Below are 26116 nucleotides of genomic sequence, written 5' to 3' on the forward strand. Positions count from 1 at the left end.
CATTATCAGGCCATCGCCCCGCGCGAGCCGACCGGCCAGAGACATTCCACCCGCCCACCGCGGACGCCCACATACCAGTCGTAGCGATCGATCGTCGGGTCGCAATGGCCGGGGACGAGGCGCAGCTTCTCGCCGAGCGCGGGCGGGGCGCCATCCTCCACCAGCAGCTTGCCGTGCTCATCCGAGGCGCCCGCATAGCGCAGGCCGGGGCGTCCATGCACCAGCGGCAGGCCGCTATCGATGGCGACGGCCTTGTGGCCGGCATCCAGCACCGCGATGCCGGGGATGGCGCGACTCATCACCGTCGACAGCACGAACAGGGCGTGGCGGAAGGGCGGCGGCTCCGCATTGCGGGCGTAGTCGGCATCCATGAAGGCGTAGGAGCCGGCCTGGATCTCGGTATAGACGCCGCTCGCCACCTCGTTCCGGAAGGTGCCGGTGCCGCCGCCGCCGACGATGGCGCAGGACAGCCCCTGTTGCGCGAGCTGCTCCACGCTGCGGCGGGTCAGCTCCACCGCATGGGCAATGGCGGCGGCACGCCCCTCCGGGGCGCGGATGTGCTGGGCGCTGCCATGGTAGGATTGCAGCCCGCCGAAGATGAGGTGGGGGCTCGCCGCGATGCGCTGGGCCAGCGCCACCGTCGGCGGCCCGGCCTCGACGCCGCAGCGGGAGGCGCCGCAATCGATCTCGACGAGGACGGTGATGCGGGTATCGGCGGCGGCAGCCGCCGCCTCCAGCGCCGCCACCTGCTCCGGCCCATCGACACAGACCGCGACATGGCTGATGCGCTGCAGGGCGGCGAGGCGGGCGAGCTTGCGGGCGCCGACCACCTGGTTGCTCACCAGGATGTCGGGGATGCCGCCCCAGGCCAGGACCTCGGCCTCGGCGACCTTCTGCACGCATTGGCCGACCGCGCCGCGTTGCATCTGCAGGCGGGCGATGACGGGCGACTTGTGCGTCTTGGCATGGGCGCGGAGCCTGACGCCGGTGCCCTCGAGCAGCGCCGCCATGCGGTCGAGATTGGCCTCGAAGGCGTCGAGGTCGAGCACCAGGGCGGGGGTGTCGATCTCGTCCTCGGGCATGCCGGGTTCGGCGGGCGGCGGCTGCAGCATCAGGCGGGGCTCCGGTTGATGCCGGCCATGGTCAGGCGGGGCCAGCGCCGCGTCCAGCCCCGTGCGGCGGCGCGGGCGGCAAAGGCTTCGGCCCGGGCGGGCGAGGCCGGGCGGAGGACAAGACCGAAGAGGTCGGCCGTACCGTATGGGGCGGCCACCTCCACCCCGTCGCCGGTCCAGCGGGCGGCGATGGCGGTTGCTGTCTCCGGCCAATGGGCGATGGCCTCCACCGTCGAGCCATAGGGGGCGTCACCGTTGCGGGCCGCCATGCGGGACTGGTTGCGGACCGACCAGGGGAGGCCGGGATGGCTGGCGCGGAGCGTGGCCTCGATCGCGGCATCCGCCGCCGCCGTGGCACGGGCCGGGTCGAACCAGACCACATCGACATCCCCGGGCGGGTTGCTGCCGGGGGCGAGGCCGGAGAGGTCGTCCCAGACCGGGTTGCGGAGGAAGCCGGCGCCGATCCAGGCATCGGGCAGTCCGAGCGCCGCGACGATGCGGAGCGGCGCCACCAGATCCGGCCTTGCGGCAATGAAGCGGGCGAGCGCCTCGGGCATCAGGCAGGCTCCCTCCAACCCGGGATACAGGGCGGGTACCAAAGGCGGCCGATCATGCCGTCGGCGAAGTGGCAGGAGCCGGGCCGGTCGATTTCGGACAAATCCGGATCGGGCAGGAGCGCGGAGGCGCCCAATCCCACACCGGTCATGGGCGCCCAGGGCCGGGAGGCGGGCTGGACGTAGTGTCTGCGGCGGAGGAGGGCATGGGGGGGGCGAGCTCCACGGCGCATCTAGAACATAATAGGAACCGCCAGGGCGGTCAAGCCGGATCGGCCGGGCAAGCCCCCTCGCCTTCCCGCCGACCCGGTGCTACCCCGCGCGGCATGAACCGTCCCTCTGGTCGCGCCGCCGATGCGCTCCGCACCGTCATCCTCGAGCCCAATGTCGCCCGGCATGCGGAGGGCTCCTGCCGCATCCGCATGGGCAATACCGAGGTGCTCTGCACCGCCAGCATCGAGAGCCGGGTGCCGTCCTTCCTGCGCGGCACCGGGCAGGGCTGGGTGACGGCCGAATACGGCATGCTGCCGCGGGCGACCCATACCCGCTCCGACCGTGAGGCGGCACGCGGCAAGCAGTCCGGCCGGACGCAGGAGATCCAGCGGCTGATCGGCCGCAGCCTCCGCGCCGTCACCGACCTCAAGGCCATGGGCGAGATGTCCATCACCGTCGATTGCGACGTGCTGACGGCCGATGGCGGCACGCGCTGCGCCAGCATCACCGGCGGCTGGGTGGCGCTGCACCTGGCCTTCCGCCATGCCATGAGGATGAACGTCCTCAGCACCGTGCCGCTGCGCGACCAGGTGGCGGCCGTGTCCTGCGGCATCTGGCAGGGCGCGCCGGTGCTCGACCTCGACTATGACGAGGACAGCAAGGCGCAGACGGACGCCAATTTCGTCCTCACCGGCAAGGGCGGCATGGTCGAGGTGCAGGGCACGGCGGAGGGCGAGCCCTTCTCCGAGGCGGAGCTGCTGGCGCTGCTGCGCCTGGCGCGGCTGGGCACCGACGAGCTGTTCCGGCGGCAGCGCGCGGCGGTCGGCATTGGCTAGGCGCCTGGAAGGCGGCCGCCTCGTCATCGCCACCCATAACGAGGGCAAGCGGCGCGAGGTCGCGGAGCTGCTCCAGCCCTACGGCATGGAGGTGATCGCGGCCGGGGCGCTCGGCCTGCCGGTGCCGGAGGAGACCGAGGAGAGCTTCCTCGGCAATGCCCGCATCAAGGCGCTGGCCGCAGCCAGGGCCACAGGGCTCCCGGCGCTGGCCGACGACAGCGGCTTCTCCGTCGCCGCGCTGGGCGGCGACCCCGGCGTGCGGACCGCCGACTGGGCCGAGCTGCCGGGCGGCGGGCGGGACTATGCCATGGCGATGGCGAAGGTGGCGGCGTTGGCCCAGGCCTTCGCCGACCGCCATGCCTGGTTCTCCTGCGCCCTCGTCCTCGCCTGGCCGGACGGGCATAGCGAGGGCTTCCTCGGCGAGGTCCATGGCAGCTGGATCCATCCGCCGCGGGGCGAGCGGGGCTTCGGCTACGACCCGATGTTCGTCCCCGAGGGCGGCACCGAAAGTTTCGGCGAGATGGAGCCCGCGGCGAAGCATGCCATCAGCCACCGGGCCCGGGCCTTCGCGCTGCTGCGGGCGGCCTGCCTGGAGGGGTGAGGCCGCGCCCTGGCCTATTCGGGCAGGACGCGGCCGTGACAGCCTCCTACGGGCCGGGGATGTCGGGGCGCAGGCCGGCCTCCTGCTCGGGCGTCGCGGCGAAATCCTCCATCTCGTAGAGCGGCCGGATCTCGATCTCGCTCGGGCCGGGCATCGGGTTGGGGCAGCGGCGAACCCACTCCATCGCCTCCGCCATGTCCTTCACCTGCCAGAGCCAGAAGCCCGCCACCAGCTCCCGCGTCTCGGCGAAGGGGCCGTCGGTGACGCTGCGGCTGGCGCCATCGAAGGCCACGCGCTTGCCGAGGGCGGAGGGCTTCAGCCCCTCGCCGGCCAGCATGATGCCCGCCTGGGCCAACTCCTCGTTGAAGCGGCCCATGGCCTCGAGCAGCTCCGCCGAGGGCAGCGTGCCCGCCTCGCTATCCGCCGTCGCCTTCACCAGCACCATGACGCGCATCGTCCGTTCCTCCGCCTGGGACCTGCCCCCACCCGCCCCACGACCGGGAGCGGGCGGACGGGCATCACCGCGGCCATCCTACAGTCTCGCCGCCAGGGTGAGGCGCACCGCGAGCGGTTCGGCCGGGTGGTGGTGGCGATCCTCGACTCCCGAGGCGGGCTCGCCGGGCAGGCGCGGTGCGGCGGCTGGCCGATGCGGTGACGAGCCAGCGCGGCGTCCGCCGGCACAGCCTGCACCTGGTGCCGCTGGCCGGCGGGCACCGGAACCCTCAGCGCATCGGCAGCGCGTAGATGAGGCCGCCCTGGGTCCAGAGGCGGTTGGGCCCGCGCGGCAGGTCGATGCTGGTCTCGGGGCCGAAGGCACGGTCGTAGATCTCGCCGTAATTCCCCAGCGCACGCACCACGTTATAGGCCCAGCTGCGGTCGAGCTTCAGCGCCTCGCCGAGCTCGGGCGTTACGCCGAGCAGGCGGCGGGCATTAGGGCTTGGGCTGGTGCGGCGCATCTCCTCCGCATTGGCCTGGGTGATGCCCTGCTCCTCCGCCTCGATCAGCGCCGTGGTGTACCAGCGCACCACGTCGAACCACTGCTGGTCGTCGCGGCGGATATAGGCGCCGTAGGGCTCCTTGCTGAAGCGCTCCGGCAGGATCACCCAGTCGGCGGGCTTCGCCATGGTGGAGCGGACGCCGGCGAGCTGCGAGGCATCGGTGCCGAAGCTGTCGCAGCGCCCGGCCTGCAGCGCCGCCGTGGCCTGGTCGGTGCGTTCGAAGAGCAGCGGGCGGAAGGGCGTGCTGATGCTGCGGAAGTAATCCGCCGTCACCTGCTCGTTGGTCGTGCCCTGGACGAGGCAGATGGTGGCGTCGCGCATCTCGGCCACCTTCTGCACGCTGCCGGTGCGGACGATGAAGCCATGGCCGTCATAGAAATAGGTGGTGACGTGGCGGAGGCCGAGCGTCACGTCGCGCAGCATGGTCTGGGTGCTGGTGCGGAACAGCACATCCACCTCGCCCGCGCCGAGCGCGGTGAAGCGCGTCGAGGAGGAGAGCGGGACGAAGCGGACCTTGTTGGCGTCGTTGAAGATGGCCACCGCAAGGCCACGGCAGAGATCGACATCCATGCCCTGCCAGACGCCACGGCTGTCCGGCAGGCCGAAGCCGGCGACGCCGGTGCCGATGCCGCAGACGAGCTGGCCGCGCGCCTTGACCGCCTCCAGCGTCTGCTGGGCGCGTGCGGTGGTGGTGGCCAGCAGCGCGCAAGCGAGCGCCGCCGCGGCAATGAAGCCTCGTCCCAGCATGTGTATTGACCTGCCCTGTTTGAACCTGGCAGGGATCGTCGATGCTGCGGCTCCGTCCTGTCAACGCAACGGCCGGGGCTATTTAGGCCGCCGACGCGGAGTTTGCCTCATTCGCAGGCAGTATCCGCCCATCTTCCATCGCGATGATGCGGTCGGCGATGTCGAGGATACGCGGGTCATGCGTGACCATCAGGATCGGCACGCCACGGCGGCGGGCAAGGTCGCGCAGCAGCCGCACCACATCGCCGCCCGATTGCCGGTCGAGCGCCGCGGTCGGCTCGTCGGCCAGGATGAGACCGGGCTGGCCCGCCAGCGCCCGGGCCACGGCGACGCGCTGGCGCTGGCCGCCCGAGAGCTGGTCCGGCCGGGACTCGCCCTTCTCGGCGAGGCCGACGGCGGCCAGCATCTCGCTGGCGCGGGCCAGGCGCTCGCGCTCGGTGGTCGCCGGGTCGAGCTCGAGGGCCATCGCCACATTCTGCCGGGCCGTCAGGAAGCCAAGCAGGTTGTGCTGCTGGAAGATGAAGCCGATGCGGCGCCGGATGGCGGTGCGCTGTCGCTCCGTCGCGCCGGCGAGCTGCTGGCCGAGAACAGTCGCGCTGCCCTGCTGCAGCGCGCGCAGCGCGCCGATCAGCGTCAGCAGCGTGGTCTTGCCGCTGCCCGAGGGGCCGGTGAGCAGCACCACCTCGCCCGGCGCCACGGTGAGGTCGACATCGCGCAGCACCGGGCGGGCAAGGTCGCCGGTGCCGTAGGCATAGGTGACGCCGCGCAGCTGGATCGGCGACTGCATCAGAACATGTCCGCCGGGTTGGCGTCGCGCAGCTTCCGCATGGCGAGCAGTCCGGCCAGGGCGCACATGGTGAAAATCATGCCGAAGACGCTGAGGGCGCGGGAGAGGTCCATCTCCAGCGGCAGGAAAGTCCCCTTCCCCACCACGTCGTAGAGCAGTGTCGAGATGACGAGGCCGGGGATGAAGCCGAGCACGGCGAGGATCAGCGCCGCCGAGAGCACGGCACGGCCGAGGAAGGCGTTGGAATAGCCGATCGCCTTGAGGGTCGCATATTCCCGCAGGTGGCTGGCGATGTCGCTGAACAGGATCTGGTAGACGATCACCATGCCGACGATCAGGCCCATCAGGCTGCCGAAGGCGAAGATGAAGCCGATGGGCGTCGCCGTCTCCCAATAGTCCCGCTCATGGGCGACGAGGTCGGGCTGGCTGAGCACGCGGACATCGGCGGGGAGGACGGCGCGCAGCCGCTCGACCGCCATGGCGGGATCGGCGCCGGGCTTCAGCTTGATGGCGACGAGATCGACCTGGCTCGCCTGACGCTCCTTCACCACGCGGCGGAAATTGACGTCCGACATGACGACATTGCCGTCGGCGCCGAAGGAGGGGCCGATCTCGATCAGCCCGACGACCTCCATCTGGCGGTTGCCGAGCTGGACCTGGAAGGGGCCGCGCTCCGCCAGCAGCCGGGGCACGGCGCCGAATTCGGGGCGCGAGCGGAGGTCGAAGGCCATGGTGTCGGGGCGCTTCAGCGTCTCGATCAGGGGGGCAAGGCCCGGGAAGTCCATCACCCCGGATTCGGTGTCGAAGCCGACGAGCTGGACCGGACGGCGGGTGCCGTCCTCCGGGTTCCGCCAGGTGGCCTGGGCCAGGTAGACGGGTACGGCAGCCTGCACCTCGGGCAGCGCCATGGCCTGGCTGGCGCGGATGCGGGGCAGCATCTCCGGCTTGAAGCTCACCGTGGTCAGCGGGTGCATCAGGAAGATATCGGCGCGCATGGCGGAGAGCAGCGCCGTCGCACTGTCGAAGAGTGCCGAGCGGAAGCCAAGCTGCATGAAGACGAGGACGCAGGCGAAGAGCACGCCGGCAATGGCGGAGGCGAGGCGCGCCCGCTCCGCCCGCAGCTGCCGCCAGGCGAGGCGCAGCGGCAGCAGCATGGCGGCACCGAAGCCAGGCCGCGGGCGGCGCGGCGGCGGCGCGGCGGCAGCAGGCTCGCCGCTCAGCTCCGGCGCCCAGGGCAGCAGCGACGCCTCCGGCATGCTGCGCGGGATGACGTCGCTCATGGGCGGATCGAGACCTGCACCTGCATGTTGGTCCGCCGCTCCAGCACGGCGCGTCCCTCCGGCGAGAGGGTGAGGCGCACCTCGACGGTACGGGCATCGACGGCGGCCACCGGGTCCGTATTGGCCTGGGTGGTGCGGCGGACCATCCAGCCGATCTCGCGCAGCTCCGCCGGGTAGCGCCGGGGGTCGCCAGGGACGATCACCTCCGCTGCGGCGCCGGGGCGGAGGCGTGGCAGGTCGGTCTCGTAGACATCGGCGACGATGTCGAGCCGGCCGAGATCGGCCATCTCCAGCAGCCCGTCGCTGCCGACCTGATCGCCGGGGCGGGCATGGATCCTGAGGATGGTGCCGGCGATGGGGGCAATCACGCGGGACAGCGTGGCGTCGGCCTGGGCGCGGATCAGCCCGGCCTCGGCGGTGGCGACCTCCGCCTCGGCCACGGCGAGATCCTCCGGGCGGGGGATGCGCAGGCGCTGCAGGGTTGCATCCGCCTCGGCCCGCTCGGCGGCGGCGCGGGCGGCGGCGAAGCGGGCGCGCTCGGCCGGGGCCAGCCCCCCGGCGCCGGAGGGGACGAGGGCCTCGGCCCGCTCGGCATCGCGGCGGGCGCTGTTCTCGGCGAAGCGCAGCGCCTCGATCCGGGCCTGCTGGGCGGCGATCTCCTCCGGCCGGCCGGCGGCGCGGATGCGGGCGAGTTCGGCGCGGACGCGGGCAAGCTGGGCCGCGGCCTCGGCGATGGCGGCATCCTTCTGCACGGCATCGCCGAACTCAGCGAGGAGCTGGCCGGCCTCGACCTGGTCGCCCTCATTGACCAGCAGCCGCTCCAGCCGGGTGACGGCCATGCCGCCGGGCGGATTCAGCCGGCGGACGCGGCTGGCAGGCTCCACCCGGCCGAGCGCGCCGACGCCGGCCGGGGGCAGCGGCGCTGCCTCGGCCTCGGTTACCGGGCCAGGGCCGAGCGAGTCGGGCCGCAATGCCGCCAGGGTGCCGGCCGCGGCGGCCAGCAGCAGCAGGCCGAGCAGAGCCGCGCGGCGGGTCACTTGGTGGGCGCCTCCGCCGCACCGGGATCGAGAAGCTCAAGGAATTCCGCCTCGTCCATGACGTCGAAGGCGAGCAGCGCGCCATCCGGCGGGTCGCCGCAGCGGATATATTCGCTGACCAGGCCGAAAAGGCCGGGCATGGCGGGGTTGAATTGCGTGCCCGCGGCAGCGGCGCCGGCGATCAGCATGACGAGGAGCGCACCGGCGAGCGAGGTCGACAGTCTCATGACGCGGACTCCTCGATGAGACGGGAGAGGGTGGCGTGCATGTCGGCCATTTCCTCGGGCGTCGGCTTGTACATCCCGAAGATGCGGGCCATGAAAAGCCCATCTCCCGCCGCCATCACCACGCCGCCGATGCCAGGGGCGAGGCCGTCCTCCGCCACGGCCCGGCGCATGCGGGCGATCACGGCGCGGACCGGATCGAGCAGGGCCGGATTGTGGTGGAAGGTGGCCAGGAAGACAGCCGCGGCACGGTCGCAGCGCTCGTCCGCCGCCTCCGGTGCGGGGCCGAAGCCCCAGGCCAGCGAGGCGCGGGCGACGCGCCCCGGCCCCTCCGGCTGGGCGGCGATGCCGGCGGCGAAATCCTCCTCGATGAAGGCCGCCATGCGGTCGATGAGGCCGGTGAGCAGCGCCTCCTTCGAGGCGAAGTGATAGAGCAGGCCACCCTTCGAGACACCGGCGAGGCGCGCAGCGGCATCGAGGGTGAGGCCGGCGACGCCCTTGGCGCGCACCAGCGCCTCGGCAGCATCGAGGATGCGGGTGCGGGCATCGACAGGTGCGGAAAGGGACATGCCATCCATCATGATAGCGAAAAACTATACCGGCTGGACGGTATGTCAACCGTCCAGCCGGTACAGAACCACCCTAGTTCGGCCAGCGGCGATGCAGCCAGAGCCATTCCGCCGGGCGCTCGGCGATCCAGGCGGAGAGGCGGTCGTTGATGGCGGTGGTGAGGGCGAGGATCTGCGCCTGGCGGTCCTCGCCCGGCGGCACGGGCAGCGGCGGCTCCGCCACCAGGCGGAAGCGGCAGGGACCGAGGCGCAGGACCCGGCCGGGGATGATCGGGCAGCCGAAGCGGAGCGCGAGCTGGGCGGGTGCCGGCGCGGTCATCGCCGGCAGGCCGAGCAGCGGCACGGCGATGCCGTCATTCAGCTTCTGGTCCGCCAGCATGCCGAGCACGCCGCCCTGCGACAGGAAGCGCAACGCGGCGCGGGCCCCGAGGGAGCCCTTGGGGAAGAGCGGCAGCGGCTCGCCCTCCACCGCGGCGGCGCGGCAGGCGCGGATCAGCGCATCCACCTCGGCATTGTCGGCGGCGCGGTAGACGCTGCCCATGCGGATTCCCATGGTGGCGAGCGCCGGCGGCAGGACCTCCCAGTTGCCGATATGGCCGGAGACGAGGATGGCCGGGCCGCCATGCGCGGCGATGGGCTCGAGATACTCCCGCCCCTCTATCTCCCAGGTGAGGCTCGGCAGATGCGGCAGCTCGGCGACGGTGCGGCCGAGATTCTCCCACATGTCGCGCACCACCCGGTCCCGCTCGGCGGCGGTGAGCTTCGGCAGGGCGCGGGCGAGGTTGCTGCGGGCCGTGCGCGAGACCGGCAGCAGCGGGCCGATAGTGCGGGCGATGCGGCCGCCAAGCGCCGAGGCGCGCTCCGGCCCCAGCCGGCGCGACAGGCCGAGCAACAGCCGCGCGGCCGCATATTCGACCCGGTGCAGGAAGCGCGACATGTGGGAGGTCCGTGCCATGGAGCGTGACCGGGGCGGCGCCCCGGCATCGCGGAGGAAGGATCAGGCCGGGATCGGCACGCGCCCGGCGAGCGGGTCGAGCAGGGCCTCGATCGCCGCCGTATCCTCCCATTCCAGCCGCACGGTGACGACGGTGACGCGGCTGCGGAAGGCGGGGGGAATGCGGACGAAATCCTTGCGGGTGGTCACGGGGATGGCACGCAGCGTCTCGGCCTCGGCGAGGATCGCCCGCATGTCGCCCTCATCGAAGGGGTAGTGGTCGGCGAAGGGGGCGCGGCCGGCGATCATCGCCCCGGCTTCCTGCAGCGTGGCGAAGAATTTCTTCGGGTTGGCGATGCCGCAGAAGGCGTGCACCGGCTGGCCGGCCAGCATCGCCGCCTCGGGTCCCGGCCGAAGATGGGCGCGGAGCACGCGGAGGCCGGGTGGCAGCAGCCGCACGGCATTCGTCTCGTCCTCGCCGATCATGACGGCGGCGCGGCAGCGGGCGGCGGCGGCGGCGACCGGCTCGCGCAGCGGGCCGGCCGGGATGATGCGGTTGTTGCCGAAGCCGAAGCTCCCGTCGATGATCAGCAGCGAGAGGTCCTTCTCCAGCGTCGGGTTCTGCAGGCCGTCATCCATGATGATGGCCTGGGCGCCGCCGGCGATGGCGGCCCGCGCCCCTGCGGCGCGGTCGGCGGAGATCCAGGCCGGGCGCTCGGCCGCCAGCAGCAGCGCCTCGTCGCCCACGGCTTGGCTGTCATGCACGGCCGGATCGACCCGGGCCGGGCCCTTCAGCCGCCCGCCATAGCCCCGCAGCAGGAATTGCACGGCGATGCCGCGATGCGCCAGGCGCTGGCCGAGGTCGAGCGCGACGGTGGTCTTGCCGGCCCCGCCCGCCGTGGCGTTGCCGCAGCAGATGACGGGCACGGGTGCCTGCCAGCCGGGCTTCGCCATGCGCCGCGCCGTCGCCGCCTCATAGAAGGAGGCGATGGGGGACAGCAGCAGCGGCATCAGGCCAGAGCCGTCGCCGCCCCAGAATGCGGGTGCGCGCATCAACCTGCGGTCATCTCAATGGGCATCGGGCGTCGATCGGTCCTCGTCCCCCAGGGCACTGGCCGGCAGCAGCCGGAGCAGCGCCTCGGCCACCTCATCCGGCAGGGCGTCCGCCGACGCGATGGCGACGGCGGCGGCGTCTGCCAGATTCCGGCCATGATCCGGGTTGGATAGCACAGCGCGAATGGCCGCGGCCAGCGCCGCCGCCTCGGCCGGGCGGACCAGGCGCGCCGCCCCCGCCGCCAGCAGCCGGGCGACGATATCGGCGAAATTCGCCGTATGCGGGCCGAGCAGGATGGGGCAGCCGAGCCGCGCCGGCTCCAGCGGGTTCTGCCCGCCATGCGGCACCAGCGAACCGCCGACCAGCGCGACCCCGGCGAGGCGGTAGAGGATGCCGAGCTCGCCCAACGTGTCGGCGATGTAGAGCTCGGTCCCCGGCCCCGGCAGGGCACCGGTGCTGCGGCGGCAGGCGGAGAGGCCGCCGGCCTCGGCCACAATCGCGGCGCCGCGCTCCGGGTGGCGCGGGGCGAGGATGGTCAGCAGCCCGGGGAATTCGCCGGCAAGCTGCCGATGCGCCTCGATCAGCATCGCCTCCTCGCCCGGATGGGTCTGGGCGCCGAGCAGCACGGGGCGATGGCCGATGGCGGCCTGGAGCGCGGCGAGCGCCGCCGGGTCGGCCGGCAAGGGCGGCGCGGCCTCCTTCAGATTGCCCGGCGCACTGACGGCGCGGGCGCCGAGCGCGGCGAAGCGGGCGGCATCGGCCGGGCTCTGCGCCAGGATGAGGGTGAAGGCGGCCATCAGCTCCCGCCCCAGCGCCGGGGCGAGGCGCCAGCGGGCGGCGGAGCGGGCCGAGAGCCGTCCATTGATCAGGGCGAGCGGCAGGCGCCGGGCATGAGCGGTGCGCAACAGGTTGGGCCAGAGCTCCGACTCGACCATGCCGGCGGCATCGGGGCGCCAGCCATCGAGGAAACGGCCGACCCAGGAGGGGACATCGAGCGGAACGAAGCGGTGGATCACCCGGGGCCGGAGGGCGGGCGGCAGCCGGCGCTCCAGCAGGGCGGCGCTGGTCACGGTGCCGGTGGTCAGCAGGATCGACAGGGTGGGCGCGCGGCGCGCCAGCGCATCGAGCACCGGCAGGAGCGAGAGCGTTTCCCCGATGCTGGCCGCGTGCAGCCAGAGCAAGGGGCCGGGCGGGCGGGCGATGCCGCAGCCGCGGCGCTCCGCCAGGCGCCCGGCCAGTTCCTTGCCACGGCGGCAACGGAGGCGCAGCCAGAGGGGCAGCACCGGCGCGGCGAGCGTGGCGCCGCACCGCCAGGCGAGGCTGGCAAGGCTCATGCGGCGCGGCCGATCCAGGCATCGGCCGCCTCGCAGGCGGCGGTCAGCGCCGCCTCGATCGCCGGCAGGGCGGCAAGCGGCGCGGTGCGGTCCACCGGCACCGGCGGCCCCATCACCAGCACGCCGCGGGCGAAGGGCAGCGGCAGCACCATGCGGTCCCAGCTACCCAGGACCTGGACGCGGCTGGTGCGGGCGGCGCAGGGCAGCACCGGCACATCGGCGAGCGCCGCGAGCTGGGCAACGCCCGGCGCCGCCTGACGGCGTGGGCCGCGCGGCCCGTCCGGGGTGATGACGACCATATCCCCCTGCCCCAGCACCCGCAGCAGCACCCGCATCCCGGCCGCGCCGCCGCGCGAGGAGGAGGCATGCACCAGCTCCAGACGGAAGCGGCGGACGATATCGCCGATGAAGCGCCCATCGCGATGGCGCGAGACGAGGACATGGGCACGTGTGCCAGCAAGGCGCGGCTCCGCGGCGCGGGCGCGCAGCCAGAGCATCGGCATCATCGGCAGGCGCTCATGCCAGAAGGCGGCGAGGATGGGCCGGGGCTTCGCGCCCTCCCCTGGGCCGAGCGCGGCTGCCAGATGGGCCTCTCCCAGCAGGGTCCAGCGCGTGGTGCGGAAGACCAGGGACAGATAGAGGCCGAGCAGCCGGGCAAAGGCCGCCTGGGTGGTGGGATGCCGGATCAGGCGGCGGAGCATGGGGGGCGGAGCATGGCGGGGCGGACGCCCCTAGCATGCCCCATGCGGTGCCGGAATAGGGCGCGCCGCCGGCAGCGGCGCCAGGCTCAGGCGAGAGCGCGTATCAGGCGAAGACGCTCTTCCGGCGGAGCGCCAGGACGGCGGCGGCGAGGCCGCTGGTCAGGGAGACGAGGCCGAGCATCGGGGCCGCCAGCAGGATCATCGAGGCACCGGCGGTTCCGAGGGCGAAGCCGACGACGAGAAGGCCGGCGACGGCGGCAATGACGGCCAGGAAGCAGAGCGGAATCATCGGAAGCCTCCGGCATTGGGGACAAATCTTGCCATGGTTATGCCATGATTTGGTCCCAGCCGGCCACAATTACGGCAACGCCGCCATCCCCTTTCGGAGATGGCGGCGCAATTATGACGCAGGCGTGAAAGCGGTCAGCCGGTCTGCTGGATGGCGGAGAGCACCCACGGGCCACCCTGGACCCGCATGAAGGTCCAGAGTTCGGTCGCCTCGGTCCGGCGATTCGGGTCGCCCTCGACCACCGTGCCGTCGCTGATGCGGCGGGTCACGTCGATCTGCGAGAAGCGCATCGCCACGGTGGCGAATTCGCGGCTGCCCTCGCGCCAGGCCTCGGCCAGGTCGCCCTGCTCCAGCTTCACGTCGCGGGTCTCGTTGCGGAGGCCGCGGCTATGCAGCTTGGCGAGGTCGTCGCCGAAATAGCGCAGCATCTCCGGCGTGGCGACGGCGCGCATGAGCCCCTCGTCCTGCCGGTTCCAGGCCTCGTTCACCCGCAGCAGGGCGTTCTCGAAGGCCTGGAAATCGGCCGGCGTGACCTGGATGGCGCTGGACGGCGCGGCACCGGCGCTGCCGCCGCGTATCAGGCCGTCCGGCGCGCCGCCCTGGGCCTCACGGGCCATGCCGCCCGGCATTCCCGCCATGGCGGGCTGCGGCTGGCGGCGACGGATGAAGCCCATCACCAGCCGCACCAGCAGGAAGATGAGGCCGATCTGCAGCAGCAGGCCGAAGATGGAGCCGATGCCCGTGAAGCCACTGAACAGCCCATTGCCGAAGAGCAGACCGCCGAGGCCGACGCCGATCAGGCCGCCCATCAGCCCCGCCATGAAGGGCGAGCGTGAGAAGAAGCCGCCAGCGGGGTTGGGCTGGCCGATCGGCGGGCGCGTGGCCTGCTGGCCGGCGGACGGGCGCGCAGGCTCCATCGAGCGTTCCATCGGCCGGGCGGCATTGGGTGCGGTATTGGTGCTGGGCGGGGCGCTGTAGGTGCGGCTGCCGCGGCTGCCCACCGAGGAACCGCCACCCGGCCGCGCATCCGCGAGCGCAGGGGCCAGTGCCAGGACAGCGGCGGCAAGGAACAGGACGGGGCGACGCATGAAGGCTGGACCTCCGGATTTCTGAATTATCGGCAATATAGGGAGCCGAGCCCGGGATTGCGACAGGCTTCGGTGCGGAATGGCCAGCCCTACCTGTCCCTAGGCGGCGCGGACGTTCCGGAGGAACTCATCCACCTCGCCATGCAGCAGCTCCGATTGCTGAGCCAGTTCGGCGGCGGAGGCGCGCACCTGGGTGGCGGCTGCGCCGGTCGCCGTCGCGCCCTCGATGAGGTCGCCGGCGAAGCGCGCCACCGCTTCCGTCCCCGTCGCCGCGCTGGAGACAGCGCGGATGATCTCCTGCGTGGCGCCACTCTGCTCTTCGGCCGCGGCGGCGACCTGCGCGGCGATTCCCTCGACTCGGCTGATATAGGTGACGATCTCCCGGATGGCCTGGACCGAGGCGGCGGTCTGGGCCTGCATGGCGCCGATCTGGGCGCCGATCTCCTCCGTCGCGCGGGCGGTTTGCGCGGCGAGTTGCTTCACCTCCCCGGCGACGACGGCGAAGCCCTTGCCATGTTCACCGGCACGCGCGGATTCGATGGTGGCATTCAGTGCCAGCAGATTGGTCTGGGCGGCGATGTCGCTGATCAGCCGCACCACATCGCCGATCCGCTGGGCCGATTCCGCCAGCGCATTGACCGTATTGTTGCTGGAGGCGGCACTCTCGGCGGCCTGCCGGGCGATCTGGGCGGTGTCGTTGATCTGGCGGGTGATCTCGCCGATCGAGGCACCGAGCTCCTCCGCGGCGGAGGCGACGGTGCTGACCGAATGGGAGGCATCGCCCGCAGCATGGGAGACGCCGCCGGCCTGCGCCTCGCCACGCCGGGCGGTCTCGGTCATGCTGCCGGCCATGGCCTCGAGCTCGGTGACCGCGGCGGCGACGGTGCGGAACGCGCCGGCCGCGCTGGCCTCGAACTGCCGGATCAGCCCGGCCAGGGTCTCGGCGCGGCGGAGCTTGGAGGCGGCCTCCTCGACGGCGGCGGCATCGGCATGCCGCTTGGCGATCAGCGTGGCCTTGAAGCTGCCCAGACGCAGGGCGAAACCGCCCATCTCGGTCCGGGCCGGCAGGGGGGGCACTTCGGCCGCGAGGTCGCCGGCGGCCAGGCGCTCCATCGGCTGCGCCACCGCGTCGATATCGCGGCGGAGACCGCGCATGATCCAGGTGGCGGCGCCGGCCGCGGCCAGGATGCAGGCGCCGAGCATGGCCAGGATCACGGCGAAGCCGGTCCGCACACCCCGCGCCGCCGTCTCACCGGCGCGGTCGGAACCCCGGGCTTTGATCTCGATCAGCCGGTCGAGCGTCTCCCGGACCTGGCGGAACTCGCCGGTTGCCTCGGTCTGGTAGAGGGCGACCGCCTCGGCATTCTCGTTCCGGCGGGACAAGGCAAGGATCCGCTCCGCCAGGCGCGTATAGTCGGCCCAGCGCCGGCTGAACTCCGCATAGGTCGCACCCTCCTCCGCCTCGCTGATCAGGCCCGCATAGGACCTGCGGACCTCCTCGACGAGGCGCAGGACCTCCACCATCTCCTGGTCGATCTGCGCCATCCGGCCTGCATCGGTGTTCAGGATGTGCAGCGGCAGGAGGGACCGGTAGCGCTGGGACAGCTGGGTGATCCGGCCGGCGGCCTGCACGCTGGGCAGCCAATTCGTGGTGATCTCGGTGACGGTGCCCGCCAGGGCCGAGAAGCGGTGGAGCGCGAAGCCCCCCAATAGGCAGGTGGTCAGCGTCAGCACCGCCAGGGCAGCGCCAACCTTCTCGCGGATACGCAAGGATGCCAGCATCATCCGTCCTTTTCGAATGCGGCGGAGGATGGCGGACAGATCCCTAATTCGGCGTAAATCCCCGCCCGCCGGGCAAGGCCAGCTCACGGGCGAAGAAGCCCGCGACATGCCCGGCGGAGATGGTGGCGAGGCCCGGCCAGGGCAGTACCTCCACCCTTCCCTCCCCGTCCGGGGCCGGATGGAGCAGCCGGCTCTCGAGCCCGAATCCCGGATGGTCCCAGGCATAGCTGGCGCCCCGGTACTCGATCCGCCGCACGGCCGCACCGGCCCGCGCCAGGGCGGCGGCGGCACCGCGGCAATCCTCCACGCGGTTCGCCGTGTCCGCCCCGCCATGCAGGAGGAGGATGGGCTGGCCCGGCCAGGCGCCGTCGGGCAAGCGGGCCAGGCCCTCGCAGCCGGGATAGAGCAGCGCCCGCGCGGCGAGCGGCAGGCCGGGCGCCAATGCCGCGGCGGCGCCGGCGCCGAAGCCGAGGGCACCGACCCGCCGGGCATCGACCCTGGGATCGGCAGCCAGCGCCGCGAGGCTGGCAACCAGCGCCTCGCCCGGCTCGGCGACATCCAGGATCTCGAAGGCGGCGAGTCCGGCGCCCAGCAGGTGGCGGATATAGGGCTCGGCCCGCGGATCGGGGCCGAGGCGGTCATGCAGCACCGCCACGGCGGCGACAGGCGGGCGGATGCCGGGCGGCAGGGTCAGGGTCGCCGCCAGCGGCGCCATGGGGAAGGGCTGCGGCTGGGGCTCGGCCTCGGGGAGATATTCGGGCGAGGCCGCCGCAGGGCCGGGGCGGAGCAGTGCCGCGGCAAGCAGGCCGCAGAGCCGGCGGCGGGTCGGGGCTTGGGGATGGGGCATCGCAGCCTCCTGCGCCCGCCGGGGATGCGGCGGTGGCAGGAGAGTGCGGGGCGGGCCGTCAGCGGAGCGTGATCCTTGCGTGAGCCGGCGGAATCACCGCCGCTCACGTTGCGCAGGCGTGCTCAGCCACCCGCCATGGTCAGCCCCTCGACGCGGACCGTCGGGCTGTCGGTGCCGCGGCGGAATACCAGGTCGTCCGCCGGCGTCATGTGGAGCAGCATCTCGCGGACATTGCCGGCGATCGTCACCTCGGAGACCGGCTCGGCCAGCGCCCCGTCGCGGATCATGAAGCCGGCGGCGCCACGGCTGTAGTCGCCGGTCACGCCGTTCACCCCCATGCCGATCAGCTCGGTCACATAGAGGCCCTCGCGGATATCGGCCATCAGCGCGGTGGGCGTCAGGCTGCCCGGGGCGAGGTAGAGGTTGGTCGGCGCCGGGCCGGGTGGGCCGCCGGTGCCGCGGCTGGCATGGCCGGTCGAGACCATGCCGAGCTGGCGGGCGCTGCGCCAGTCGAGGATCCAGCTGGTGAGGACGCCGTCCTCGACCACGGCGCGGCGGATGCCCTGCATCCCTTCCCCGTCGAAGGGCCGGCTGCGCAGGCCGCGGCGGCGGGTCGGGTCGTCGATCACCGAGAGGCCGGGCGCCATGACGCGCTGGCCGAGCCGGTCGCGCAGGAAGCTGGTGCCGCGCGCGACGGCGGCGCCGTTGATGGCGCCGGCGAGATGGCCGAGCAGCGAGGTCGCGACGCGCGGGTCATAGACCACCGGGATGCGCGCGGTCTTCGGCCGGGTGGGGTTGAGGCGGGCGACCGCCCGCTCGCCGGCGCGGCGGCCGATGGCCGCGGCATCCTCCAGGTCGGCGAGGAAGACGGTGCTGGAGTAGTCGTAGTCCCGCTCCATCCCCGTCCCCTGCCCGGCCAGTGCCGTGGCGGAGATGGAATGGCTGGTGCGGGTATATTCGCCGGCGAAGCCGTTGCTGGCGGCGAGCGCCACGGTGTAGCGCGAGAAGCCGGCATCGGCCCCTTCGGAATTGGTCACCCCGGCAATGGCCAGCGCCGCATCCTCGGCGGCGGCGCAGCGGGCGATGAGGTCCTCGGCGCCGGGCTCGGCCGGGTCCTCCAGCTCGAGCGCAGAGGAGATCAGCCCGTCCGGCGCCTCGGGCAGGCCGGCGAAGGGATCCTCCGGCACGACGCGGGCCATGGCGAGGGCGCGCTCCGCCAGGGCCTGGAAGCCGCGCGGCGAGGGGTCGGTCGTGGCGACGATCGCCTGGCGCTGGCCGAGGAAGACGCGGAGGCCGAGGTCGAAGCCCTCGGACCGCTCCAGCTGCTCGATCTTGCCGAGGCGCCGCTGGACCGAGAGCGAGGCGGAGGCGACCAGCAGCGCATCGGCCGCATCGGCGCCGGCCCCACGGGCGGCGGCGACGAGGTCCTGGAGAAGGTCGGCATGGGAGGTCATGGGGTGCCCCTCACGGAAGATACCGGCACTGCGATGCGTCCGCGGCTCATGCGCGGAGCCGGGCGGCGATCTCGGCGACGCCCGGCACCTTGCCGGCGGGGCCGAGGGCGGCCAGCGTCGGCGTGCCGCGGAAGGCGAGGCTCGCCGCCTCCTGCACCTCCTCGATGGTGACGGCGGCGATCTTCGCCTTGGTCTCCTCGATGGGGATGATGCGGCCATGCACCTGGATCTGCCGGGCCAGCTGCTCGGTCCGGCTGCCGGTGCTCTCGAGGCTCATCAGCAGGCTGGCGCGCAGCTGGGCCTTGGCGCGGTCGAGCTCGTCCTGGGTCACGCCGGTCTGCACCTTGCGCAGCTCCTCCAGCGTGACGGGCACCAGCTCCTCCGCCTCGGCCTCGCCGGTGCCGGCATAGACGGCGAAGAGGCCGCTATCGTCGAAGGGATGGGCGAAGGAGTAGATCGAGTAGACCAGCCCGCGCTTCTCGCGGATCTCCTGGAACAGGCGCGAGGACATCCCGCCCCCCAGCAGCGTGCTCAGCAGCAGGCTCGGGTAGTGCAGCCGGTCCTTGTAGCCGCAGGAGGGGAAGCCGAGGACGATATGAACCTGGTCGAGGTCCCGCTCCTCGCGGAATTCGCCGCCGACATAGCGCGAGGCCTCGGGCGGCGGCGGGGCGACCTCGGGCAGGTCGCGGAAATGCCGCTCGACCAGCTCGATCAGCCGGTCATGCTCCAGCGCGCCGGCGGCGGCGACGACCATGCGCTCCGGCCCGTAATGGTGCTGCATGTAGCCGGTCAGCACCTCGCGCTTCATGCGCTTGATGATGTCCTCGGTGCCGAGGGTCGGGCGGCCCATGGGCTGGCCGGGATAGGCGGTCGTCTGGAAATGGTCGAAGACGATGTCGTCCGGCGTGTCGTTCGCCTGGCCGATCTCCTGCAGGATGACGCCGCGCTCGCGCTCCAGCTCATCGGGGATGAAGGTCGAGTGCGTCAGGATGTCGCCGATGATGTCGGCGGCGAGCGGCAGGTCGTCCTTCAGGACCTTGGCGTAGTAGGCGGTCTGCTCCCGCGCCGTATAGGCGTTCAGGTGGCCTCCGACATTCTCCATGTCGCGCGCGATGGTCGCCGCGTCGCGCCGGTCCGTCCCCTTGAAGGCCATGTGCTCGAGGAAGTGGGAGACGCCGTTCTCGGCCTCGCTCTCATGCCGCGTGCCGGCGGAGACATAGGCGCCGAAGGAGACGGTCTCGACCCGCGGCATGGTCTCGGAGACGAGGGTGAGGCCGTTGGACAGGCGGGTGACGCGGACGGCTTCGTTCGATGACAAAGGGCGGTTCCTGTCGGGTCTGATGATGGGATCTGGCCTCTATGTAGGCATGGCCGGGCGGTTCCGCACCGCCCGCTGCCATCGGGAGGTGGTGCCTCAGCCGTTCCGCCGGGCATGGCCACGCACCAGCGCCTCGACCACGGCGAGGTCCGGGGCGGCACCCGAATAGCGTTCCTGCCGCTCGTAGAGATCGGCGAGGCGCGGCGGCAGGGGCGGGCGGAGGCCGATCGCCGCCTCGACCGCATCGGGGAATTTGGCCGGATGGGCGGTGGCGGCGACCACCACGGGGATGCCGGGATCCTCCGGCGCCAGGGCCCGGGCGGCGGCGGTGCCGATGGCGGTATGCGGGTCGGCCAGGTACCCGGCCGTGGTCCAGAGCCGGCGGATCTCGGCCAGCGTCCCCGGATCGTCGAGGGTGAAGCCATGGAACAGGGCCGTCGCCTCGCGCCAGGCCGCATCGGGGACGGGCATCAGCCCCTCGGCCCGGAAGCGCCCCATGACGGCCGCCGTCGCGGCGCCGTCGCGGCCGAGCAGCTCAAAGAGCAGGCGCTCGAAATTCGAGCTGACCTGGATGTCCATGCTGGGCGAGTAGCTCGGCTCCACCGTGCGGATCGACATGTCGTTCGAGGCCAGGAAGCGCGCCAGGATGTTGTTGCGGTTGGCGCCGATGATCAGCCGCTCGACCGGCAGCCCCATCCGCCGCACGGCCCAGGCGGCGAGGACATTGCCGAAATTGCCGGTGGGGACGGAGAAGGCGACCGGCCGGTCCGGCGCGCCGAGGGCCAGCGCGGCATAGGCGTAATAGGGGATCTGCGCGGCGACACGGGCCCAGTTGATCGAGTTCACCGCGGCGAGGTGCATCTCGCGGCGGAAGGGCGCGTCGTTGAACATCGCCTTCACCAGGTCCTGGCAGTCGTCGAAACTGCCCTGGATGGCGATGTTGGCGATGTTGGGCGAGAGCACCGTCGTCATCTGCCGGCGCTGCACCTCGCTCGTCCGCCCCTCCGGGTGGAGCATCACGAGGTCGATGGCATGGCGGTCGCGGCAGGCCTCGATGGCGGCCGAGCCGGTATCGCCCGAGGTGGCGCCGACGATGGTGATCCGCTCGCCCCGCCGGGCCAACGCATGGTCGAAGAGCCGCCCGAGCAGCTGCATCGCCATGTCCTTGAAGGCGAGCGTCGGGCCATGGAACAGCTCGAGCGCGAAGCTCCGCTGGTCGAGCTGGACGAGCGGGGCGATGGCCGGATGGCCGAAGCCGGCATAGGCCTCCCCCGTCATGGCCCGGAGCGTCTCGAAGGAGAGCGCCTCGCCCGCGAAGGGGTGGATGAGCCGGGCCGAAAGCTCGGCATAGGGCAGGCCGCGCAGGGCGCGCCATTCGGCGGCCGAGAGGCTCGGCCAGGATTCCGGCAGGAAGAGCCCGCCATCCTCGGCGAGGCCGGCCAGCAGGACGCCTTCGAAATCGCGGGGCGCGGCCTGGCCGCGGGTGCTGAGATAACGCATCGCGGCGGAACCTAGTGCGTCGGGGCGGCGGAACCAAGCTGGCATGGCGGTTGCCCGGCCATGCGGATCCCGCCGGAGGGCGTCTGCCTCTACCCGCCGCCGCAGCCGCTGAACGCGGCGGGCTACCAGAAGGTGGTGGCGGATTTCGCCGCCGCTCGGGGCCTGTGTTGAAGGTGGCGGGGATCAGGCCGGACTAAGGGTCCGTCGTTGAATGTAATACGTCGGTAGACTACAGTCATGTGTGTTTGGAGGTGCTGCCATGGGTGCTCCGGTGTCGGTCCGGCTCGACGAGGCGGTCCAGTCCACGCTGGAGGGCGCGGCGCGGGAGCGTGGGATCGGGCTCTCGACCTATCTGCGCGACCTGGCGACGGCGGAGGCGAAGCGGGTGCGGCGGGAGAAGATCCGGGCGGAAACACAGAGGGTGGCCGCCTATATCGCCCGTTCTCCCGAGGCGCAGGCATTCTGCGCAGCCTGGGGCACGCCGGCGCCCATCCACGACCGCGAATGAGCCTCGCGCTGAGGGCTGGGCAGATCGTGCTCGCCGATTGGCGGGATGGCCTGCCGAAGGAGCCGAACAAACGGCGGCCGGCCATAGTCGTGGAAGATGACGACCTGTTTCCCGACTATCCGAACGTCATCCTGGTGCCGCTGACGGAGGATGCGGAATTCGCCCCGGCGGGCCTTGCGGTACGGATTGAGCCGACAGCGGACAATGGCTGTGCCAAGCCCTGCTACGCCCTGCCGCACCATGTCGCCGCCACCTCGAAGCTGCGACTGCGAGCGACCGAATCCCGTATCACACCACAGCAGTTAGGCGAGATCCGCGAGCGCATCGCCCTCGCCATCGGCCTCGCATGACCGGCCCGCGCCGCCATGCCCCGGCCACCCTGCGCAACCGGGAGCCGATCCTCGCCGTGCTGCGGCGGCACCTGCCGCCCGCCGGGCTGGTGCTGGAGGTGGCCAGCGGCACCGGCGAGCATGCCGCCCACTTCGCCGCCGCCCTGCCCCACCTCGCCTTCCAGCCCAGCGAGCGCGAGGCGGCGGCGCTGCCGGGCATCGACGCCTGGGGGGCGGGGCTGCCGAACCTGCGGCCGGCGATGGTGCTCGACGCCATGGGCGGTGGCTGGCCGGCGGCCGCGGCGGTGCTCTGCGTCAACATGATCCACATCGCGCCCTGGGCGGCGACGCTCGGGCTGCTGCGGGGGGCGGCGGGGTGCCTCGAGGCGGGCGGGGTGCTGGTGCTCTACGGGCCCTACCGGCGGGGCGGGGCGCATACCGCGCCGAGCAATGCCGCCTTCGACGCCGACCTCCGCGCCCGCGACCCCACCTGGGGCATCCGCGACCTCGAGGCCGTGACGGAGGCGGCTGCGGCCGAGGGTTTCGCCCCGCCCATTGTGGAGGCGATGCCGGCGAACAACCTGACCTTGATATTCCGCCGCTGAGGGAGGGCGCCATGGACCAGGACACCGCCGATCTGCGCCGGATGATCGCGGATGCAGGGCGCATCGTGGTCTTCAGCGGGGCCGGGATCAGCACGGAATCCGGCATCCCCGACTTCCGCAGCCCCGGCGGGGTCTGGGAGCAGATGAAGCCGATCATGTTCCAGGACTTCCTCGCCTCGGCCGAGTTGCGGCGCGAGAGCTGGCGCCGCCGCTTCGCCGCCGATGCCCGGCTGCGCGCGGCCGAGCCCAATCGCGGCCACCGGGCGGTGGCGCGGCTGGTGCGCGAGGGGAAGGTCACCGATGTCATCACCCAGAATATCGACGGGCTGCACCAGGCCTCCGGCATCCCCGACGCCCAGGTGATCGAGCTGCACGGCAACACCACCTATGGCGCCTGCCTCGACTGCGGCACGCGCTACTCGATCGAGGAGCTCCGCGGCGCCTTCGAGCGCGACGGCGACGTGCCGGAGTGCCGGGCCTGCAGCGGGCTCATCAAGACGGCGACCATCAGCTTCGGCCAGTCCATGCCGGAGGGGCCGATGCTCCGCGCACAGGAGGCGGTGATGACGGCCGATCTCTGCCTGGTGCTCGGCTCCTCCCTCGTCGTCTATCCGGCGGCGGGCTTCCCCGAGATGGCGAAGCGGCGCGGCGCCGGCCTCGTCATCCTGAACATCCAGGAGACGGGGCTCGACGACATCGCCGACCTCGTCATCCACCGCAGCATCGGCGATGTGCTGGGCGGGGCGGTCGGGGTGAATTGAGGGGTCAGTAGCTCTTCGGCTGCTCCAGCACCCGCTCGGCGATGAAGGAGAGGATCATCTGCTCCGAGACCGGGGCGATGCGGTTGATCATCACCTCGCGCAGCAGCCGCTCCACCACATATTCCTTGGCGTAGCCCATGCCGCCATGGGTCAGCACGGCGCGGAGGCAGGCCTCGTAGCCGGCGCGCGCGCCGAGCAGCTTCGCGGTATTCGCCTCGGCGCCGCAGGGGCGCCCGTTGTCGTAGAGCCAGGCGGCCTTCATCACCATCAGCCAGGCGCTCTCGAGCCCCGCCCAGCATTCGGCCAGCGGATGCTGGATCGCCTGGTTCTGCCCGATCGGCCGGCCGAAGACGACGCGTTCCCGCGCATAGCGGCTGGCACGCTCCAGCGCGTCGCGGCCGATCGCCACCGCCTCCGCGCCGATCAGGATGCGCTCGGGGTTCAGGCTGTCGAGCACGTAGGAGAAGCCGCGGCCTTCCTCGCCGATGCGGTCCTCCTCCGGGATGAAGAGGTCGTCGATGAAGACCATGTTCGAATCGACGGCGGCGCGGCCCATCTTCGGGATGCGCTGCACCTCGACCCGGCTGCGGTCGAGGTCGGTGTAGAAGAGGGTGATGCCCTGGGAGGGCCGGGCCGCCTCCTCCTTCCGCGTGGTGCGGGTCAGCAGCATGATCTTGTTGGCGACCTGGGCAGTCGAGGTCCAGATCTTCCGCCCGTTCACCCGGTAGCCGCCCGGCACGCGCTGCGCGAAGGTGGTGATGCTGGTGGTATCCAGCCCGGCATTCGGCTCAGTGAAGCCGAAGCAGGCCTGGTCGGTGCCGGCGACCAGGGCCGGGATCCAGCGCGCCTTCTGCTCCGCCGTGCCGTGGACGACGATCGGGTGCGGGCCGAACATGTTGATGTGCAGCGCCGAGGCCGCGCCCATGCCGCCGCCATGCCGGGCGACCGTGTGCATCATCAGCGCCGCCTCGGTGACGCCGAGCCCGGCGCCGCCATGCTCGGGCGGCATGGTGATGCCGAGCCAGCCCCCCTCGGCCATGGCGCGGTGGAACTCGCGGGGGAAGCGCGCTTCGGCCTCGCAGTCGCGCCAGTAGTCGTCGCCGAAGCGGCGGCAGGTGGCGGCGACGCCCTCGATGATCGCCTCCTGCTCGGGCGAAAGGCCGAAATCCATGTGGTTCCTCCCGGGATCTGGCCCGCAGGATCGGCCGGGCGGGCCCTTGGGGCAAGCCGCCCCCTGGCATGGGGCTTGCTGCCGCGAGCGCCAGCGCCGCCACCCGCGGCGACGGAGACCCGCATGACCAAGGCCCCGCGCCGCGCCCTGCTTGCCCTCCCCACCCTCGCCCTCGCCGGCCGGGCCCGGGCCCAGCCCTTCCCGGACCGGCCGCTGCGGATGGTCATCCCCTTCCCGCCCGGCGGCGCGGCGGATTTCCTCGGCCGGGCGGTGGGCGAGGGGCTGGCGCGCGGCCTCGGCCAGGGGGTGGCGATCGAGAACCGCACCGGGGCGGGCGGCAGCATCGGCACCGCCGCCGCCGCCCAGGCCGAGCGGGACGGCCATGCGCTGCTGCTGAACGGCGTGCCCATCGCGGTGAACCGCTTCCTCTTCCGCAACCTGCCCTATGATGCCGAGCGCGACTTCACCCCGCTCGCCATGCTGGCGGTGGTGCCGAACATCATGGTGGTGCCGGCGGCGCTGCCGGTCGCCTCGGTCAGCGAATTCATCGCCCTGGCGCGGCAGCGGCCGGTGAATTACGCCTCCATCGGCAACGGCACCTCGCTGCACCTGGCCGGCGCCCAATTCGCCATCGCCGCCGGGCTCGACATGACCCATGTGCCCTACCGCGAGACGGGGGCGGCCAATGCGGACCTGATGGCCGGGCGCGTCGAGGTGATGTTCCAGACCATCGCGGCGGCGGCCGAGCCTGTCCGGGGCGGGCGGATGAAGGCCCTGGCCGTCACCAGCGCCGAGCGGGTGCCCGCCTTCCCGGAGGTGCCGACGCTCCGGGAATCCGGGCTCGACCTCGTCTCGGTCGGCTGGTTCGGCCTGTTCCTGCCGCGCGGCGTGCCGGAGGCGCGGGCGGCCCGGCTGGAGGCGGAGGTGCTGGCGGCGCTGGCCGAGCCGGGGCTCGTCGCCCGGATCGAGGCCAGCGGCAGCCTGCCCCGGCCCATGCCGGGCGCGAAATTCGGCCGCTTCCTCGCCGGCGAGGTGGAACGGCTGGCGGCGCTGGTGCAGGCGGCCGGCATCAAGGCAGATTGAGCGGCCGGGGCCTGCTCCCTTCCAGGGCCGCACCGATCGCCGCGCTTGCCAAGCGGTCCGGTTCGGGTCAAGACCCCCTGCCCTGCCCCTTGCCGCCCGGAGACAGCCCATGGCCTCGGCGTTCGACCGCATCGCCGACATCATCGCGGAGACCAGTGACGTCCCGCGCGACACCATCAAGCCCGAAAGCCATGTGATCGAGGATCTCGGCATCGACAGCCTCGACTTCCTCGACATCGTCTTCGCCATCGACAAGGCCTTCGGCATCAAGGTGCCGGTCGAGGCCTGGACGCAGGAGGTGAATGCGGGCACCGCCCCGGCCTCGCAGTATTTCGTCATGGAGAACCTGGCAAAGCGGATCGAGGAGCTGGTGGCGGCCAAATCCGCCGGCACGGCCTGA

29 protein-coding genes are annotated in these 26116 nt (G+C 72.3%); 8 read left to right on the plus strand and 21 right to left on the minus strand.

The window, feature by feature from the left end; genetic code table 11:
* Positions 1–5: 5 nt before the first annotated feature.
* Both BLR02_RS14285 and BLR02_RS14290 read right to left on the minus strand, forming a co-directional pair.
* Positions 6–1112, minus strand: coding sequence for a DSD1 family PLP-dependent enzyme (locus BLR02_RS14285; protein WP_176849568.1), 1107 nt, complete (start codon positions 1110–1112; stop codon positions 6–8).
* Positions 1112–1669 carry a nucleotidyltransferase family protein gene (locus BLR02_RS14290; protein ID WP_090663677.1) on the minus strand — a complete coding sequence of 186 codons (558 nt, stop codon included), beginning with the start codon at positions 1667–1669 and terminating at the stop codon, positions 1112–1114. Before BLR02_RS14290 ends, BLR02_RS14285 begins: the two co-directional genes overlap by 1 nt.
* Before the next feature lie 323 nt (positions 1670–1992).
* On the opposite strand from BLR02_RS14290, the gene rph reads away from it, so the two are divergent.
* The gene (gene rph / locus BLR02_RS14295; RefSeq protein WP_090560291.1) at positions 1993–2715 is read left to right on the plus strand and encodes a ribonuclease PH; all 723 of its coding nucleotides are present in this window, start codon (positions 1993–1995) and stop codon (positions 2713–2715) included.
* On the plus strand, positions 2708–3316 hold the full coding sequence (locus BLR02_RS14300) for a non-canonical purine NTP pyrophosphatase (RefSeq protein ID WP_090560290.1): 609 nt from the start codon (positions 2708–2710) through the stop codon (positions 3314–3316). Before rph ends, BLR02_RS14300 begins: the two co-directional genes overlap by 8 nt.
* A 46-nt stretch (positions 3317–3362) precedes the next feature.
* On the opposite strand, the gene BLR02_RS14305 is transcribed toward BLR02_RS14300, so the two are convergent.
* From BLR02_RS14305 to thrC, 18 genes are all read right to left on the minus strand, one after another.
* Positions 3363–3770, minus strand: a complete 408-nt coding sequence (locus BLR02_RS14305; protein ID WP_090560289.1) for a YciI family protein — start codon at positions 3768–3770, stop codon at positions 3363–3365.
* 268 nt (positions 3771–4038) lie between these two features.
* On the minus strand, positions 4039–5061 hold the full coding sequence (locus BLR02_RS14310; protein WP_090663678.1) for an amino acid ABC transporter substrate-binding protein: 1023 nt from the start codon (positions 5059–5061) through the stop codon (positions 4039–4041).
* Between the two features lie 82 nt (positions 5062–5143).
* Positions 5144–5848: an ATP-binding cassette domain-containing protein gene (locus tag BLR02_RS14315; RefSeq protein WP_090663679.1), complete on the minus strand. Its 705-nt coding sequence runs from the start codon at positions 5846–5848 to the stop codon at positions 5144–5146.
* A complete protein-coding gene (gene devC, locus BLR02_RS14320; RefSeq protein WP_245704787.1) occupies positions 5848–7128 on the minus strand; it encodes an ABC transporter permease DevC in 1281 nt (426 codons plus the stop codon). Before devC ends, BLR02_RS14315 begins: the two co-directional genes overlap by 1 nt.
* Complete coding sequence (locus BLR02_RS14325) at positions 7125–8165, minus strand: HlyD family efflux transporter periplasmic adaptor subunit (RefSeq protein WP_090663680.1); 1041 nt, start codon at positions 8163–8165, stop codon at positions 7125–7127. Before BLR02_RS14325 ends, devC begins: the two co-directional genes overlap by 4 nt.
* Entirely contained in the window at positions 8162–8392 is a 231-nt protein-coding gene (locus BLR02_RS14330) for a hypothetical protein (protein ID WP_090560285.1), read from the minus strand. The genes BLR02_RS14325 and BLR02_RS14330 overlap by 4 nt, the downstream gene beginning before the upstream one ends.
* Positions 8389–8958, minus strand: coding sequence for a TetR/AcrR family transcriptional regulator (locus BLR02_RS14335; protein WP_176849569.1), 570 nt, complete (start codon positions 8956–8958; stop codon positions 8389–8391). The genes BLR02_RS14330 and BLR02_RS14335 overlap by 4 nt, the downstream gene beginning before the upstream one ends.
* Before the next feature lie 73 nt (positions 8959–9031).
* Positions 9032–9913, minus strand: coding sequence for a lysophospholipid acyltransferase family protein (locus BLR02_RS14340; protein WP_090663682.1), 882 nt, complete (start codon positions 9911–9913; stop codon positions 9032–9034).
* A 42-nt stretch (positions 9914–9955) separates the two neighbouring features.
* Complete coding sequence (gene lpxK / locus BLR02_RS14345; RefSeq protein ID WP_090560282.1) at positions 9956–10945, minus strand: tetraacyldisaccharide 4'-kinase; 990 nt, start codon at positions 10943–10945, stop codon at positions 9956–9958.
* Positions 10946–10960: 15 nt separating this feature from the next.
* Positions 10961–12280 (minus strand): 3-deoxy-D-manno-octulosonic acid transferase, encoded by a 1320-nt coding sequence (locus BLR02_RS14350; protein WP_090663683.1) that lies wholly within the window; start codon positions 12278–12280, stop codon positions 10961–10963.
* Complete coding sequence (locus BLR02_RS14355) at positions 12277–12981, minus strand: lysophospholipid acyltransferase family protein (RefSeq protein WP_090560280.1); 705 nt, start codon at positions 12979–12981, stop codon at positions 12277–12279. The genes BLR02_RS14350 and BLR02_RS14355 overlap by 4 nt, the downstream gene beginning before the upstream one ends.
* 103 nt (positions 12982–13084) lie before the next feature.
* Entirely contained in the window at positions 13085–13270 is a 186-nt protein-coding gene (locus tag BLR02_RS14360; RefSeq protein WP_090560279.1) for a hypothetical protein, read from the minus strand.
* A 134-nt stretch (positions 13271–13404) separates the two neighbouring features.
* Positions 13405–14358 (minus strand): TIM44-like domain-containing protein, encoded by a 954-nt coding sequence (locus BLR02_RS14365; protein ID WP_090560278.1) that lies wholly within the window; start codon positions 14356–14358, stop codon positions 13405–13407.
* A 99-nt stretch (positions 14359–14457) separates the two neighbouring features.
* Positions 14458–16140, minus strand: coding sequence for a methyl-accepting chemotaxis protein (locus tag BLR02_RS14370; protein ID WP_176849571.1), 1683 nt, complete (start codon positions 16138–16140; stop codon positions 14458–14460).
* A 43-nt stretch (positions 16141–16183) separates the two neighbouring features.
* Positions 16184–16987 (minus strand): dienelactone hydrolase family protein, encoded by an 804-nt coding sequence (locus tag BLR02_RS28655; RefSeq protein ID WP_143018136.1) that lies wholly within the window; start codon positions 16985–16987, stop codon positions 16184–16186.
* 122 nt (positions 16988–17109) lie between these two features.
* Positions 17110–18441: a TldD/PmbA family protein gene (locus BLR02_RS14380; protein ID WP_090663686.1), complete on the minus strand. Its 1332-nt coding sequence runs from the start codon at positions 18439–18441 to the stop codon at positions 17110–17112.
* Positions 18442–18487: 46 nt separating this feature from the next.
* The gene (locus BLR02_RS14385; RefSeq protein ID WP_090663741.1) at positions 18488–19693 is read right to left on the minus strand and encodes a M16 family metallopeptidase; all 1206 of its coding nucleotides are present in this window, start codon (positions 19691–19693) and stop codon (positions 18488–18490) included.
* 162 nt (positions 19694–19855) lie between these two features.
* The gene (gene thrC / locus BLR02_RS14390) at positions 19856–21259 is read right to left on the minus strand and encodes a threonine synthase (RefSeq protein WP_090560274.1); all 1404 of its coding nucleotides are present in this window, start codon (positions 21257–21259) and stop codon (positions 19856–19858) included.
* Between the two features lie 259 nt (positions 21260–21518).
* Between thrC and BLR02_RS14395 the strand changes: the two genes are divergently transcribed.
* From BLR02_RS14395 to BLR02_RS14410, 4 genes are read left to right on the plus strand one after another with little or no spacing between them, the layout of a single operon-like run.
* Entirely contained in the window at positions 21519–21767 is a 249-nt protein-coding gene (locus tag BLR02_RS14395) for a hypothetical protein (protein ID WP_090663687.1), read from the plus strand.
* The gene (locus tag BLR02_RS14400) at positions 21764–22117 is read left to right on the plus strand and encodes a type II toxin-antitoxin system PemK/MazF family toxin (protein WP_090663688.1); all 354 of its coding nucleotides are present in this window, start codon (positions 21764–21766) and stop codon (positions 22115–22117) included. Before BLR02_RS14395 ends, BLR02_RS14400 begins: the two co-directional genes overlap by 4 nt.
* A complete protein-coding gene (locus tag BLR02_RS14405; RefSeq protein ID WP_090663689.1) occupies positions 22114–22701 on the plus strand; it encodes a DUF938 domain-containing protein in 588 nt (195 codons plus the stop codon). Before BLR02_RS14400 ends, BLR02_RS14405 begins: the two co-directional genes overlap by 4 nt.
* An 11-nt stretch (positions 22702–22712) precedes the next feature.
* The gene (locus BLR02_RS14410; RefSeq protein ID WP_218127951.1) at positions 22713–23462 is read left to right on the plus strand and encodes an SIR2 family NAD-dependent protein deacylase; all 750 of its coding nucleotides are present in this window, start codon (positions 22713–22715) and stop codon (positions 23460–23462) included.
* Between the two features lie 4 nt (positions 23463–23466).
* Here BLR02_RS14410 and BLR02_RS14415 read toward each other — a convergent pair whose 3' ends face one another.
* Positions 23467–24633 carry an acyl-CoA dehydrogenase family protein gene (locus BLR02_RS14415; protein ID WP_090560270.1) on the minus strand — a complete coding sequence of 389 codons (1167 nt, stop codon included), beginning with the start codon at positions 24631–24633 and terminating at the stop codon, positions 23467–23469.
* 123 nt (positions 24634–24756) lie between these two features.
* Here BLR02_RS14415 and BLR02_RS14420 point away from each other — a divergent pair, with 123 nt between their 5' ends.
* Both BLR02_RS14420 and BLR02_RS14425 read left to right on the plus strand, forming a co-directional pair.
* Positions 24757–25716: a Bug family tripartite tricarboxylate transporter substrate binding protein gene (locus BLR02_RS14420; RefSeq protein ID WP_090663690.1), complete on the plus strand. Its 960-nt coding sequence runs from the start codon at positions 24757–24759 to the stop codon at positions 25714–25716.
* Positions 25717–25825: 109 nt separating this feature from the next.
* Positions 25826–26116, plus strand: a complete 291-nt coding sequence (locus BLR02_RS14425; protein ID WP_090560269.1) for an acyl carrier protein — start codon at positions 25826–25828, stop codon at positions 26114–26116.

The organism is Belnapia rosea (assembly GCF_900101615.1).
In the GTDB taxonomy this organism is placed as follows: Bacteria; Pseudomonadota; Alphaproteobacteria; order Acetobacterales; family Acetobacteraceae; genus Belnapia; species Belnapia rosea.